14 protein-coding genes and 1 pseudogene are annotated in these 13,333 nt (G+C 69.4%); 7 read left to right on the top strand and 8 right to left on the bottom strand.

The window, feature by feature from the left end; genetic code table 11:
- Positions 1 to 431: 431 nt before the first annotated feature.
- Positions 432 to 516, bottom strand: a pseudogene (locus P7A99_RS25295) (hypothetical protein); the annotation flags it as partial.
- 225 nt (positions 517 to 741) lie between these two features.
- Here P7A99_RS25295 and P7A99_RS23945 point away from each other — a divergent pair.
- The 4 genes from P7A99_RS23945 to P7A99_RS23930 all read left to right on the top strand — a co-directional run bounded on the left by P7A99_RS23945 (position 742) and on the right by P7A99_RS23930 (position 3,329).
- Positions 742 to 1,572, top strand: coding sequence for a flagellin (locus tag P7A99_RS23945; RefSeq protein WP_277796223.1), 831 nt, complete (start codon positions 742 to 744; stop codon positions 1,570 to 1,572).
- Between the two features lie 26 nt (positions 1,573 to 1,598).
- Positions 1,599 to 1,847, top strand: coding sequence for a hypothetical protein (locus P7A99_RS23940; RefSeq protein ID WP_277796222.1), 249 nt, complete (start codon positions 1,599 to 1,601; stop codon positions 1,845 to 1,847).
- 62 nt (positions 1,848 to 1,909) lie between these two features.
- Complete coding sequence (locus P7A99_RS23935; RefSeq protein ID WP_277796221.1) at positions 1,910 to 2,308, top strand: VOC family protein; 399 nt, start codon at positions 1,910 to 1,912, stop codon at positions 2,306 to 2,308.
- 4 nt (positions 2,309 to 2,312) lie between these two features.
- Positions 2,313 to 3,329, top strand: coding sequence for a ThuA domain-containing protein (locus P7A99_RS23930; protein WP_277796220.1), 1,017 nt, complete (start codon positions 2,313 to 2,315; stop codon positions 3,327 to 3,329).
- A gap of 169 nt (positions 3,330 to 3,498) precedes the next feature.
- On the opposite strand, the gene P7A99_RS23925 is transcribed toward P7A99_RS23930, so the two are convergent.
- From P7A99_RS23925 to P7A99_RS23905, 5 genes are all read right to left on the bottom strand, one after another.
- A complete protein-coding gene (locus tag P7A99_RS23925; protein ID WP_277796219.1) occupies positions 3,499 to 4,038 on the bottom strand; it encodes a DUF2239 family protein in 540 nt (179 codons plus the stop codon).
- Positions 4,035 to 4,373 carry a GIY-YIG nuclease family protein gene (locus P7A99_RS23920; RefSeq protein ID WP_277796218.1) on the bottom strand — a complete coding sequence of 113 codons (339 nt, stop codon included), beginning with the start codon at positions 4,371 to 4,373 and terminating at the stop codon, positions 4,035 to 4,037. The genes P7A99_RS23925 and P7A99_RS23920 overlap by 4 nt, the downstream gene beginning before the upstream one ends.
- A gap of 52 nt (positions 4,374 to 4,425) precedes the next feature.
- Positions 4,426 to 5,877 (bottom strand): NCS1 family nucleobase:cation symporter-1, encoded by a 1,452-nt coding sequence (locus P7A99_RS23915; RefSeq protein ID WP_277796217.1) that lies wholly within the window; start codon positions 5,875 to 5,877, stop codon positions 4,426 to 4,428.
- An 87-nt stretch (positions 5,878 to 5,964) separates the two neighbouring features.
- On the bottom strand, positions 5,965 to 6,147 hold the full coding sequence (locus P7A99_RS23910; protein ID WP_277796216.1) for a hypothetical protein: 183 nt from the start codon (positions 6,145 to 6,147) through the stop codon (positions 5,965 to 5,967).
- An 86-nt stretch (positions 6,148 to 6,233) separates the two neighbouring features.
- On the bottom strand, positions 6,234 to 8,750 hold the full coding sequence (locus tag P7A99_RS23905) for a TonB-dependent receptor domain-containing protein (protein ID WP_277796215.1): 2,517 nt from the start codon (positions 8,748 to 8,750) through the stop codon (positions 6,234 to 6,236).
- Between the two features lie 252 nt (positions 8,751 to 9,002).
- Here P7A99_RS23905 and P7A99_RS23900 point away from each other — a divergent pair, with 252 nt between their 5' ends.
- From P7A99_RS23900 to P7A99_RS23890, 3 genes are all read left to right on the top strand, one after another.
- Positions 9,003 to 9,566 carry an RNA polymerase sigma factor gene (locus P7A99_RS23900; RefSeq protein WP_277796214.1) on the top strand — a complete coding sequence of 188 codons (564 nt, stop codon included), beginning with the start codon at positions 9,003 to 9,005 and terminating at the stop codon, positions 9,564 to 9,566.
- On the top strand, positions 9,529 to 10,554 hold the full coding sequence (locus P7A99_RS23895; RefSeq protein WP_277796213.1) for a FecR family protein: 1,026 nt from the start codon (positions 9,529 to 9,531) through the stop codon (positions 10,552 to 10,554). Before P7A99_RS23900 ends, P7A99_RS23895 begins: the two co-directional genes overlap by 38 nt.
- Before the next feature lie 261 nt (positions 10,555 to 10,815).
- Positions 10,816 to 12,300, top strand: coding sequence for an amidohydrolase (locus P7A99_RS23890; protein WP_347276708.1), 1,485 nt, complete (start codon positions 10,816 to 10,818; stop codon positions 12,298 to 12,300).
- A 146-nt stretch (positions 12,301 to 12,446) separates the two neighbouring features.
- On the opposite strand, the gene P7A99_RS23885 is transcribed toward P7A99_RS23890, so the two are convergent.
- Together P7A99_RS23885 and P7A99_RS23880 are read right to left on the bottom strand one after the other, a co-directional pair.
- Positions 12,447 to 12,791 carry a GlpM family protein gene (locus P7A99_RS23885; protein WP_277796212.1) on the bottom strand — a complete coding sequence of 115 codons (345 nt, stop codon included), beginning with the start codon at positions 12,789 to 12,791 and terminating at the stop codon, positions 12,447 to 12,449.
- Complete coding sequence (locus P7A99_RS23880) at positions 12,791 to 13,264, bottom strand: sterol desaturase family protein (RefSeq protein ID WP_277796211.1); 474 nt, start codon at positions 13,262 to 13,264, stop codon at positions 12,791 to 12,793. The genes P7A99_RS23885 and P7A99_RS23880 overlap by 1 nt, the downstream gene beginning before the upstream one ends.
- Between the last annotated feature and the right edge of the window lie 69 nt (positions 13,265 to 13,333).

Below are 13,333 nucleotides of genomic sequence, written 5' to 3'. Positions count from 1 at the left end.
CCCCGCTCGATGCGGTCCTCGCCACGCTTGGGCCGGTACCAAGAGCCCTCCCCATGGCGGGGACGGGTTTGATTATGGGGCGGGTTTCAGCGCGTCTGATTGAATCGGATGAGAAAGTTGCAAGGGGTTGAGTTCGTTCGGTTCTTTGGCGAACTCGCCGTGGATGGAGCTGCCTCTATCCCCGTCCGGTCCACTTTCCGAGCCCAACCCAACTCACGCCTTCCTGGGCCTTGTGCCCAGGATCCATCGTTCAGCCTGCTCAGACCTTTTCTGGATGGCCCAGGTCTGAGCAGCGGCCGGCATGGGCCCTCGCCACAGGGGCGAGGGAGGCGGTGATGGGGGTAAACGCCCCGCGTTCAGGAAAAGCCTCAAGTCCCCGCTTTCGCGGGGATTTTAAGAGTGGGGCATGCTGGACCTCGGTAGCCCAGTCTCGCCCCCTCCACCGCGGAGCCTGTCCTCGGGCGCGCTTGGCGCGACCCGGGGGCGGTCCCCCTCCCCCGTTTCTCGGGGGAGGAGCGGGCTGCCTGGCCAGCGTCTCGGAAGCTGAGAACGTCCCCCCTCCGTCGCCTTCGGCGACACCTCCCCCAGAGGGGGAGGATCTAGATCGTTATGGGGAGCGCCGGCCGATCGGAGCGCTTTTTACGCGTCTCCTAACGTTCCGCTAACGCAACGCGTGCATAGCTGAGCCTCGGGCGCAAAACGCGCCCTTGGCCAGAAGGCCGCGCCGGGAACAACGGGTCGATGCCGCAGAACAGCATCAACACGAACGTCGGGGCGATGATCGCCCTGCAATCGCTGAACACGATCAATCGTGATCTGGCGACGACGCTGCGCCGTATCGCCACCGGCCTGAAGATCTCTTCCCCCAAGGACAATCCGGCCGTCTGGGCCACCGCCAAGATGCAGGCCTCCGAGGCCAAGTCTCTGGACGCCGTGCGCGCTTCCCTTCAGCGGGGCCAGTCGACGGTGGACGTGGCCCTGGCCGCCGGCGACACGGTCACCGACCTGCTCGACCAGATGAAGCAGAAGATGCTGGCCGCGTCGGACCCCAGCCTGACCACCGCCAGCCGCAAGCTGCTGAACGACGACTATGTCTCGCTGCGCAAGCAGATCGACCGCGCGGTCGAGAACGCCAGCTTCAACGGCGTGAACCTGATCTCGGCGGGCAATACCGGCAACATCCGCGCCCTGGCCAACGCCAGGGCCGACTCCACCATCGATGTCGACCACGTGGACCTGTCGACCGGCGGCGCGGCCCTGGCCGGGATGCGCGCCGATCTGCTGACCGCCCCGTCCTCGACCGACATCAAGGCGATGGACACGGCGATGCAGAACGTCACCGCCGCCCTGTCGCGCCTGGGCACCGGGTCCAATATGCTCGACAGCCACCTGACCTTCATCAACAAGCTGCAGGACACCCTGGAAGCCTCGGTCGGCCGCCTGATCGACGCCGACATGGCCCAGGAGGCGACCCGGTTGCAGGCCTTGCAGATCAAGCAGCAGTTGGCCATCAAATCGCTGTCGATCGCCAACGCCGCGCCGAGCTATATCCTCAAGCTGTTCGGAGGCTGAGCCTTCCGACCTGGCGGGAGGACGGCATGGACCTGGACGAGCGGGAGCAGATCCATTTCGGCGCGATCAACGCGGCCGAGGACTTCGCGGCGATCTGCGCGCGCTATCACGCGGCCAATCCCTATACCGGCGAAGCCGCCCCGCTGGACCTGGCGATCAACACCCTGATGACCGGCCTTTGGGATCAGGGGTTCAGCCAGACCCAGATCCGCGCGGCCTTCGAGGCCGCCCTGGCCGACATGAACCGCTACGCCGCTGGCGAGGAACGGCGATGACAACCGCCGGGGCGCAGTCATTATCCCACGCGCCCCCTTTTCGATCCGCAGCGTGAGTCGCCATGGCCCAGCATCTCGCCCTCCTGTCCCTGCTCGTGCGCGACTATGACGAGGCCCTGGCCTTCTATGTCGGCAAGATGGGCTTTGACCTGGTCGAGGACAGCGAACTGGGCGCGGGCAAGCGCTGGGTGGTCGTGTCGCCTGGTCCGGGCGGCTCGCGCTTCCTGCTGGCCAAGGCGGCCGACGAGCGCCAGGTGGCGATGATCGGCGGCCAGGGCGGCGGCCGGGTCTGGCTGTTCCTGCACACCGACGACTTCGACGGCGACCATGCCCGCCTCAGCGCGGCCGGCGTGAACTTCCTCGAGGAGCCGCGTCACGAGGCCTATGGTAGCGTGGCGGTGTTCGAGGACCTGTACGGCAACCGCTGGGACCTGCTTCAGCCGCGCGGCGGCAAGGCCTGAGCCCGTGCGTCTCCTGCTGGCCCTCGTTGCGATCGTCTTCTCGTTGGCGGCAGGCGCGGCCGGCGCCGCGGAGGCGCCGATCCGCGTGCTCTATCTCGACCAGTCGGTCGGCTGGCGGCATCGGCCGGTGACGAGGCCCGCCGAGGACCTCGCGCCTTCGGAAACGGCGATGATCGCCATCGGCAAGGCCGGCGGCGCCTTCGAGACGCAGGTGACGCAGGACGCCCGCGAGATCACGCCCGAGCGGCTGAAGAGCGTGGACGTGCTGGTGTTCTACACCACCGGCGCCCTGCCGATTTCGCCGCAGGCCTGGGCGGCGGTGCAGCAGCGGTTCGCGGCCGGCAAGCTGGGCTTCGTAGGCCTGCACAGCGCCGCCGACACGGCCTGGGCCTACGAGGGGCCGGGCCTCGACTACACGCGCTTCGTGGGCGGCCAGTTCGCCGGCCATCCCTGGACCGAGGACCAGAAGGTCCGGGTCAAGGCCATCGACAACCATCCCCTGGCCGCGCCGTGGGGTCGCAGCGTCGACCTGGTGGAGGAGATCTATCAGTACAAGCGCTTCGACCCGACCGCCGTGCGGGTGATCCAGAGCCTGGACTACGCGGGCACGCCGCTGAAGCGGCCCTACGCCGTACCGGTGAGCTGGGTGCGGACGGTGGGGAACGGCCGCCTCTTCTTCACCAATCTCGGTCACAACGAAGCCACCTGGGCCGATCCGCGCTTCGCCGACCAGATCGTGCGGGCGGTGCGCTGGACGGCCTGGAAAGCCCGCGGCGATGCGACGCCCAACCCGCGCGAGCAGGCGATTGACCAGGTGCGGGCCCTGCTGACCTATGCCGGCGAGAGCGACGTCGAGGCCAAGCTGGCGCGGGTGCAGGACGAGGCTTGGCTGCTGTCGATCGCGGGCAGGATCGCGGCGCTGCGCGAGGTCTATCCCGGCAAGCCGGAGGCGGATCGGGCCAAGTTCGAGGCGGCCTATGGAGCGGTGCTGGCCGAGGTCAGGGCGAAGACGGCGTCCTGATCCCTCTCCCCCTGCGGGAGAGGGTGGCCTCCCGAAGGGAGGTCGGGTGAGGGGTCGATGGCCCGGCAAGCTGCGTGTAGCGGATAGGTTGGGCGGAGCGTCTCAAGTCTGAGAGACCCCTCATCCGTCGGCCTTCGGCCGCCACCTTCTCCCACAAGGGGAGAAGGATCTAGAACTCAGCCAACTCTTGCGCATGCGCCGCCACGTCGGCCGGCCACTGCGCCAGGCCGGCTTCGAAGCCCTCTCGATCGCCCGCATAGAGCGCCCGCATGGCGCTCTCGAAGCCCGGGGCGTCGCCGGCGGCGGCGCTGGCGAAGCGGTAGGCGGCGTCGCGGGCGCGGCGCTGGCGGTCGGGGGCCTCGGCCTCGCGGCGGGCGGCCTCGACCAGCTTGCGCAGGGCTACCGACGCGCCGCCGGGCTGGCCGGCCAGCCAGTCCCAGTGGCGGGGCAGGAGCGTGACCTCGCGGGCGACGACGCCCAGCTTGGGACGGCCGCGACCGCGTGGAGCCTCGGGTTCGGCCGGCGCCAGGCGGGCGGCGAGGTCTTCGGGGCTTCCACGCAGGTCGAAGTCCACCTGCCGGCCTTCGGGATCGAAGATCAGGATCGGGGCGCTTGGACGCTCGCTCACCACCGCCTGGGCGGCCAGGGCGACAGCCAGTTTGTCGCCAGCGGCGAGACGCTTGCCGGATTCGAACAGGGCGTAGGTCATCGGACGAGGTCTACCGCGTTCAGGACTTCGCACCAGTGCTTGCGACGGTCGGCGAGGCGAAGCGCCCTGCCCCTCGGCTCCAGGCCGTCGTCGTCGATCGTCTCCAGCACCTCGAAGGCGAAGCTGGCCTCGCCATGGGCGTTCCAGGCGCCTTGCAGCCGGGCGTTGGGGTGAGAGCCGAGCCTCAGGCTGAACCACACGCCGTTCTGGCGCGTCGCCACGTTCTCGGTGGCGCCGACGAAGGCCTGGCCGGTGCGCTCGCAGCGCACGGCGTAGATACCGGGCGTTCGCTTCTCTTCCTTGTAGGCGCGCAGCAGCGCCTTGCGCGGGTTCATGACCGCCTCCTTGCTGGCGGACTTTTTACCCGGACGAATTATGGAGTCAATATTACCCGGGTGTTTTGCCGCGCATCGGCAGGCCGTACAGCGTCCCGGCCAGGACGGCGCCGACGAACCAGGCGTATTGGTAAATGGTGGTCCAAGGCTGGCCGACCCCGGCGAAGGCGTGAGGCGCGGCGGCGTGCAGGAAGCCCGGCAGGTTGGGCGCGACCCCGACGGCGAAGGCGATCAGCGCGGCCGGGTTCCAGCCGCTCCGGTAGGTGTAGGCGCCGGCGCGGTCGTAGAGGGCCGGCACGTCCAGGATGGTGCGGCGCAGGATCCAGTAGTCGACGATCAGTATGCCGGCGATCGGCCCCAGCAAGGCGCCATAGCCGGTGAGCCAGACGAAGATGTAGCCGGCGGTGCTCTCCAGCAGCTTCCAGGGCATGATCAGCACCCCGATCCCGGCCGTGATCCAGCCGCCGATGCGGTAGGTGATCCGCTTGGGCCAGAGGGCGGCGAAGTCGTAGGCGGGTCCCACCAGGTTGGCGGCGATGTTGCACGAGACGGTGTCGAGGCTGATGATGACGAGGCCCACCAGCACGGCGATCCCGCCGATGTCGCCAGACAGGGCCACCGGGTCCCAGATCGCCTTGCCGAAGATCAGCACCGTGGCCGAGGTGACGACCACGCTCATCGCCGCCAATAGGACCATGGGTCCGGGCAGGCCCAGGGCCTGGCCCAGGATCTGGTCCTTCTGGGTGCGGGCGAAGCGGGTGAAATCGGGGATGTTCAGCGCCAGCGTCGCCCAGTAGCCGGTCATGGCGGTGACCGCCGGCCCGAAGTCGCTCCAGAAGCGGCCGGCCTTGGCGCCGCCGGGATCGTAGGCCGAGGGCTCGTGCAGGATGGGGCCAAGGCCGCCGGCCTTGGACAGCGCCCACCAGACCAGAGCCAGGCACACCACCACCTTCACCGGCGCGGTCCAAGTCTCGAGCTTGCGGACGGTCTCAAGGCCCTTGGTGACGAAGGCCAGCTGGATCAGCCAGAAGGCCAGGAAGGCCAGCAGCTGGCCCACCCCGATGCCCAGCAGCGGGATCGGCGGACCGTCCAGCTTCGCGCCGACCATGACGCCCAGCAGGGTCAGCAGCGCGCCGCCGCCGATCCAGGTCTGGATGCCGTACCAACCGCAGGCGACGATGGCGCGGGCCAGCGCCGGCAGCCGCGCGCCACGCCAGCCGAACGAGGCGCGGGCCAGCACCGCATAGGGCACGCCATGGCGGGCGCCGGCATGTCCGATCAGCAGCATGGGCGCGAGCACGATCACATTGCCCAGCAGCACGGCCCAGACCGCCTGCCCCGCCGACATCCCCTGCTCCACCAGGCCGGCGGCCAGCATGTAGGCGGGCACGGCGATGACCATGCCCAGCCACAGGGCCGCGAAGTGGCGGGCGCGCCAGGTGCGCTGGGCCGCCGTCGTCGGCGCCAGGTCCTCGTTCCAGAGGTTTCCGCTTTCGTCGCTCATGCGCTCCCCCGAGCCCGCACTCGAGACGCGAGCATGCGCGGCGATGGTGGGGCCGTCACCTCGGAAAACGCCGGTCGCGGAAGGTTTCTAGAAGGCTGCGTACGCCCAGGTCGCAAGGCCCGCGCCGAACAGCAGGACCAGGGCGACGATGCCGACCCGGTCCCACTGGATGCAGGGCCCGGCATGGCGCAGCTCGGAGCCTTCGGGCTTGTCGACGTCGCACTTGCGGAAGAACACGGGACGCGCGGAAACACGCATGGCGTGGGCCATGGCTCTAACCTCCCTTACGATCAGACGCCTCTGACGGGCGCGTGGCGGAAGGTTAACACGGCTCGCCCAAGAGGCGAAAACCTCCCCTAGTAGGCGAAGCGGATATTCATGCCGATGCGGCGCGGCTGGGGCGAGAACGACTGCGGCAGGCGACCGGCGGTGATGAACAGCGGGGCGTCGGAATCCAGCAGGTTCTCGACGAACAGCCCCACCGAGCGGCGACCGATCTCGATGGCCGCCCGGCCGTCGATCAGGGTGACGCCGCCGAGGTCGCGGCCCGCGCCGGGATTGACCGACTCGAAGGTCGAGCGGGACTCGCCCACATAGGCGGCCGAGCCGCCGAGGATCAGGGTCGCCCCGCCCGCCAGCTCGCGCCGGGTCTCGCCCCACAGGGTGAAGGCCGTGCGCGGCACGGCCGGCAGATGGTCGCCCTCGCGGCCCAGGCCTGCCAGGGCGCCAGAGGTCTGGTCCTTGGTCAGCACCGCCTCGGTGGCGGCGAAGTTGAAGCCGAGCTTCGAGCCGGCCCGGCTCCAGGTGGCGTCGAACTCCACCCCGTCGATGCGCGCCCGGCCCAGGTTGGTGACGAAGGCGAAGGCGCCGTTGTCGCTGGTGGCCGAGTACTGCATGTCGCGCCAGTCGATGCTGTAGAGCGCCAGGTTGGCCGACAGCCGTCCCGACAGCCAGCGCGACTTCAGCCCCAGCTCGCGGTTCCAGAGGGTATCGGAACCGTAGGCCTGCAGTTCCGCCGGCAGGCCCGGCGCGGTGTTGATGCCGCCGGGCCGAAAACCCTGCGACACCTGGATGTAGCCCATCACGCCCGGGGCAAAGCGACGCGAGGCCAGGCCCTTGACGCTCCAGCCGTCCTCCTCGACGCGGTTGCGGAAATTCCCGCCCGAGGTGTCGGAGATGACATTGACCACCAGCACCTCGCCGATGGTCCGCTTGTCGTAGGAGAAGCGGCGGGCGCCGATGGTGACGTCGGAGCGGTCGTCCACGGCCAGGGTCGCCTCGCCATAGACGGCCACCTGATCGAGGCGGGTGTCGACGATCCGCCGGCCGGTGAAGCCCGCCGCGTCCACCGGCAGGCCGGTGCGGGGGTCGGCGACACGCACCTGGCTGTCGATAGTGTCGCGACGGGTCTCGGAGAACACCCCCACCGTCCATTGCAGCGGGCCGTCGCGGTCGGAGGACAGGCGCGCCTCGCGCACGTCTGCGGTCAGGTCGATGGGCTGGTACAGCAGGCCCGGCGTGCGGCTGTCGACATAGGAGGCGTAGCCGGCCATCTGGCCGGTGTCGCAGGCCAGGCCCGCCCCGAGGGCCAGCCAGCGGGCGCAGCCGGCGGCGCTGCCGCGCTCGGCCTGAAGGGTGCCGGTGTAGTCGATCTGGCGGGTGTTATCCCACTCGTAGCGGGCCAGAGAGGCCGAGAAGCGGGTTCCCGGCAGGCGCGCCTCCATCGACAGCGCGCCGAGCCAGACATGGCTGTCGAACGGCGTGCGGACGAAGTTGCGCGAGACATGCGAAGGCTCGCCCGGGGCGCCGGCGCCGGTGTCGTTCAGCCGCGAGTCCTGGCCGGCCAGCAGCAGGTCGAAGCGCAGCGCCTCGCTGGGCCGCCAGACCCCGGCCAGCCGTCCGCCGGTCGTGCGGCCGGCGTTGACGCCCTTCAGGCCCAGGCGGGCGTTGTCGGAAAAGGCGGCCTCGTCGCGGCGATAGGCGGTCAGGCGCAACGCCGCACGATCGTCGGCGAAGGCCTTGTTGGCCACCGCGGTCACGGCGCCGCCCGCCTCGCCCCCGACCACGCCGCCCTCGATCTCGAGGCCCAACTGGTCGCGCGACGGGTCGGCGCGGTTGAAGCCCACCTTGACCGCCCCGCCCATGGCGCTGGAGCCGTAGAGCGTGCCCTGGGGCCCGCGCAGCACCTCAAGCCGGTCGATGTCGACCAGCAGCAGGTCGGGGAACGAGCCCCCGGGATCGGCCGTGGTGCCGCTGGGGCCGGAAACCGGAATGTCGTTGTAGTAAAGCGCCGTGGTCGCCTCGCCCGAGCCGTAGACGCCGCGCAGGGTCATGCGCATGCGGCCAACGCCCGTGCTGGTCAGGGTCAGGCCCGGCAGGCGCTGGGCGGCGCGCTCGAAGGTCACCGCGCCGGCGGCCTTCAGGGCCTCGCCGCCGACCACCCGGATCGACAGCGGCGTGTTCTGTTCGGCCGTGGTCCGGCGCAGGGCCGTCACCATCACCGCGTCGATCTCGGCCGAGGCCATCGGCGCGGGCGACGGAGCCGGCGCGGCTCGCCCGGCCAAGCCGCGCTCGATCAGCAGCCGCCCGCCATGACGCCGGGCGACCAGGCCCGAACCAACCAGCAGGCGATCCAGCGCCTCGTCGGCCTCCATCCGGCCACGCACCCGCGGCGCCCGCAGCCCGACGACCAGCGCTGGATTGAACAGGATTTCGGTGTCGGTCTGGGCCGAGAAGGCGGTCAGGGCCCTGGCCATCGGCGTGCCGGCGGCGATGTCGACGCGGCGCGGCGCGGCCGCCGCGACCACGGGGGTCGCGAACGCGGCGAGCGCCAGCCAACCGGCGAGCGCGCAGCGGCGATGACGTGTGTGCAATACCCCCGGGGCTCCAGTACGCGGCAGCGCCCCTTCCTTCACTGCTGCGTTCGCCAAGGCCAGTCCCCTCGTCGCCGTTGACCGGCGATCCGGCCCCCTCGCCCGGGCCAGGGGGACCGCACGGGGGACTCTGCCTGATAATCTGGCAGGCGGGGCGCCCCGACGGCAAGTGCGAGAGTGTGGGTTGACCGCGCCGTCACGCTGCTGACGAATGATCGCAACAAAAAAGACTCGTTGTGTCGGGGACGACGAATGGCGCTGGCGAATCTTGCCGCTGAAGCGCGCGGAAGCGAGGGCCTGGCCCATGCTTCCCTGCCCTACCAGCAGGCCCTGAAGGCTTTCTTCCGCCGAAGAGTGGAAGGCGGCGAGGTCGACGACCTCGTGCAGGAAGTGCTTCTTCGACTGCACAACCGCCGTGACGGCGGCGAGGTGTCGAACCTCGGCAGCTTCATCTTCCAGACGGCGACCAACGTCCTGCTCGACCGGCGTCGCCGCGACACGGTCCGCAAGCGCCAGGCGCACTGCGAACTCGAAGAGATCCATCACCCCCTCGACGAACTGTCGCCAGACCGTATCCTGCAAGCCAAGGAGCAGGCCGCCGTCGCCGCGGCCGCTCTCGGTGACCTTCCCTTAAGGACGCGCGCTGCATTCATGCTCGTCCGATTTGAAGGCATGAGTTACAAGGCGGCGGCCGCTCAACTGGGACTCTCCGTCAGCGCGGTCGAAAAACACGTCGCCAAGGCTCTCAAGCACCTGACGAGCCGCCTGCAGGAACACGATGCGCCACACCGTCCCAAACCTGGCTTCTTCCGGTGAACCGGACGCCGCGGAATGGGTCGCGCGCCTGCAGAATCGGCCGAACGACCTGGGTCTGCGCCGTGACTTCGATTCCTGGCTGAAGGCCGATCCGGCCAACAAGGACGCCTACGCCTCGGCTTCGGACGCCTGGGCTCGCCTCAGCGCCCTGTCGGACGAACCCGAAATTCTCGCCGCCCGCGCCCGCCTGAAGGCCGACCTGGCCGCCGACCAGAAGCGCCGCCACGCCCGCCCGCAGATGCGCTGGGCCGCGGCCGTCGCCGCTCTGGTCACGGCCGGCGGCTTCGGCACGGCCCTGTGGCTGGCCACCGCGCCTTCCGACCACGCGCCGGCCGTCGCCCCCGCCCAGACGGCCCAGGTCGTCTACCGCACCGGCGTGGGCGAGCAGAAGATCATCACCCTGGCCGACGGCTCGGTCGCCACCCTGTCGACCGACTCGGTGCTGCGGGTCACCGAATGGGGACCCCGCCGCGCCCTGACGCTGGATCGCGGCGAGGCCTTCTTCCAGGTCGCCAAGAACCCGCAGCGCCCGTTCGTAGTCACCGCCGACGGCCGCACGGTCACGGCATTGGGCACGGCCTTCAACGTGCGCATCGATCCGGGCAAGTGGTCGGTCAGCCTGCTGGAAGGCAAGATCCGCGTCGCCGACCCGGTCGCTCACAACAGCGTCGACCTTCTGCCCGGCTCGCGCCTGGAGCAACAGGCCGGCTCGACCTGGGCCGTGGCCGCCGCCGACGTGGCCGCCCTGACCAGCTGGCGCGACGGCAGCATCACCTTCGACAACCAGCCGCTGGCGGAAGTCGTCGGCGAGCTGAACCGCTATTCGGTGCGCAAGATCCGCATCGACTCGCCGCGCGTGGCCGCCACCCCGATGAGCGGCCGCTTCCGGACCGGCGACGTCTCCGGCTTCGTCGACGCGCTCAGCGCCTATGGCGCGGCCAGGGTGAAGACGGGCGAGGCCGGCGAGATCGTCCTGGTTTCGCCGTAGGGTGTGATCCCCGCTCTCATGGAGAGAGGGAGGGGCCCGCGCCGAAGGCGTGGGAGGGTCAGAGGGTTCACTCTCACCGGACAATCCTGGACCGCCCCCTTCGGAAAATTTGCAACCTCTCACCCTCCCACCGCTTCGCGGCGGGCCCCTCCCTCTCTCAAAGAGAGAGGGAATTGCGGTTCCCGGTTGAGGAACCGCCTGCGCCTTGCGTCATGACTTAAGACAGCGGCGCCGTTCGCGCCGTTCGCAGGGAGGCTTTTCGTGACTTCGATCCTCAAGACCGCCGCCGCCGGGCTGGTTGGCGTTTCCATGCTGATGGCCAGCAGCGCCATCGCCGCGCCGCTGAACGCCGCGCAGAAGACCCAGCTGAAGGCCAATGTCGACGCCTTCACCCCGCAGATGAACGAAGCCGCCCTGAAGATCTGGGACTACGCCGAGCTGGGCTACCTGGAGACCAAGAGCTCGAACGTGCTGCAGGAGCAGCTGAAGACCGCCGGCTTCGACGTGAAGGCCGGCGTCGCCGACGAGCCGACCGCCTTCGTCGCCAGCTTCAAGCAGGGCAAGGGCCCGGTGATCGCCATCCTGGCCGAGTTCGACGCCCTGCCGGGACTGTCGCAGGCCGCCGCCCCGACCAAGACCCCGCGCCCCGAGACCGACAACGGCCACGGCTGCGGTCACAACCTGTTCGGCGCGGCCTCGGTGGCCGGCGCGGTCGCCATCAAGGAATGGATGATCCAGAACAAGGTGCAGGGCGAGATCCGCGTCTACGGCACCCCGGCCGAAGAAGGCGGTTCGGGCAAGGTCTACATGGTCCGCGAAGGCCTGTTCAACGACGTCGACGTGACCCTGCACTGGCACCCGGGCAACGAGAACTCGGCCCGCCAGGGCACCTCGATGGCCAATATCAGCGGCAAGTTCCGCTTCCGCGGGAAGTCGTCGCACGCCTCGGGCGCGCCGTGGGCCGGCCGCTCGGCGCTGGACGGCGTCGAGGTGCTGGACACCGCCGCCAACTTCATGCGCGAGCACATCCCCGACGGCACCCGCATCCACTATGTGATCACCAACGGCGGCAAGGCTCCGAACGTCGTGCCCGACTTCGCCGAGGTCTATTACTACGTCCGCAACTCTGACCCGAAGATCGTGGTCAGTGTCATGGACCGCATCAAGAAGGCGGCCGACGGCGCGGCCATGGCCACCGAGACCACCGTCGAGTTCGAGCAGACCGGCGGCGTCTACAACCTCCTGCCCAACGACGTGCTGGGCAAGGTGATGCATGACAGCCTGACCAACGTCGGCGGCATCACCTGGACGCCGGAAGAGACCGAGTTCGCCAAGACCCTGGCCAAGAGCCTCAACAACGGCGGCGGCGACCTGGCCTCGGTGGGCAAGGTCCAGTCCTACGCCCCGGCCGACACCAAGGGCGGCGTCGGCGGCTCGACCGACGTGTCGGACATCTCGTGGGTGACGCCGACCGTGGGCCTGTCGACGGCGACCTTCGTCCCGGGCTCGGCCGGCCACAGCTGGCAGAACGTGGCGGCGGCGGGTTCGTCGATCGGCCTCAAGGGCGCGGCCGTGGCAGCCAAGACCCTGTCGATCACCGGCGCCGAGCTGTTCATGAACCCCAAGCTGATCGCCGACGCCAAGACCGAGCTGAACGCCCGCCGCGGCGACGGCTTCCAGTACAAGGCCATGGTCGGCGACCGGAAGCCGCCGCTGGATTACCGCAAGGCCGGTGGCGCTGAGTGATCTAAACCCTCCCCCTGAAGGGGGAGGTGTCGCCGGAGGCGACGGAGGGGGATGTGATTGCCGAGGTTCGGATCGAACTGACGCCAGCAGCCCCTTCCCCCTCCGGCCCTCCGGGCCACCTCCCCCTTCGGGGGGAGGGCTTTGGCTCACAAGAACTTCGGCGCCAGGAAGATCGCCAGCGCCGCGGCCAGCCAGGCAACCAGCCCGCCGAGAATGGCCAGGCGATAGTCGACGCGGTCGACCAGCAGCCACGAGACACCCAGGAAGACGAGATAGGCCGGAATGGTCTTGGCGCCGGCCAGGCACGCGGTGCGAAAGGCGCCCGCCTCGCCCTTGGAGCCGACGGCCAGCAGGGCGATGATCGCGAAGGTCGGCGCCAGCGGCAGGATGCCGGGCAACACGTTGCCCTTCTTCGAGGCCAGCACGATCAGGGCGGTGACGAGGCCGCCCAGCAGCCCCTTCCACAGAACCTCGACAAGCAGCGGCGGCATCAGGCCTGGACGCCCCGCGCCTTCAGCTTGGCCTTCAGCTCGCGAACCGGCCGGGCCAGCAGGAAGCCGAACGACACAGCCCCCTCCTTGGTGTGCACGGCGTGGTGGATGCGGTGGGCCTGGATCAGGCGTTTCCAGTAGGCCGACTTGCCCAGCGGAACCTTGAAGCGCTGGTGCACCATGCCGTCATGGAAGATGAAATAGACCGCGCCGTAGGCGGTGATCCCCAGACCGATCGGCAGCAGCCAGGGATAGCCGCTGGTCCCGAAATAGATGGCCACGATGGCCGGGGCGGCGAAGACGACGGCGAACAGGTCGTTCAGCTCGAAGGCGCCGTGGCGCGGCTCGTGGTGCGAGCGATGCCAGACCCACCCGAAGCCGTGCATGACGTACTTGTGGGTGAACCAGGCGAAGCCTTCCATGAAGGCGAAGGCCGCCAGGAACAGCGCGACCTTGAGACCGAAGGTGACCATCGCTTCTCTAACTCCAGAGCCGGCGACCTGACTGCAACAGGCTTTCGGCTCCCGTCCTTGTTCTAGCGC

The sequence above is a fragment of the Caulobacter endophyticus genome (assembly GCF_029543245.1).
In the GTDB taxonomy this organism is placed as follows: Bacteria; Pseudomonadota; Alphaproteobacteria; order Caulobacterales; family Caulobacteraceae; genus Caulobacter; species Caulobacter endophyticus_A.
The sequence above is the reverse complement of the archived record's forward strand: the minus strand, read 5'-3'. Positions and strand labels throughout refer to the sequence as shown.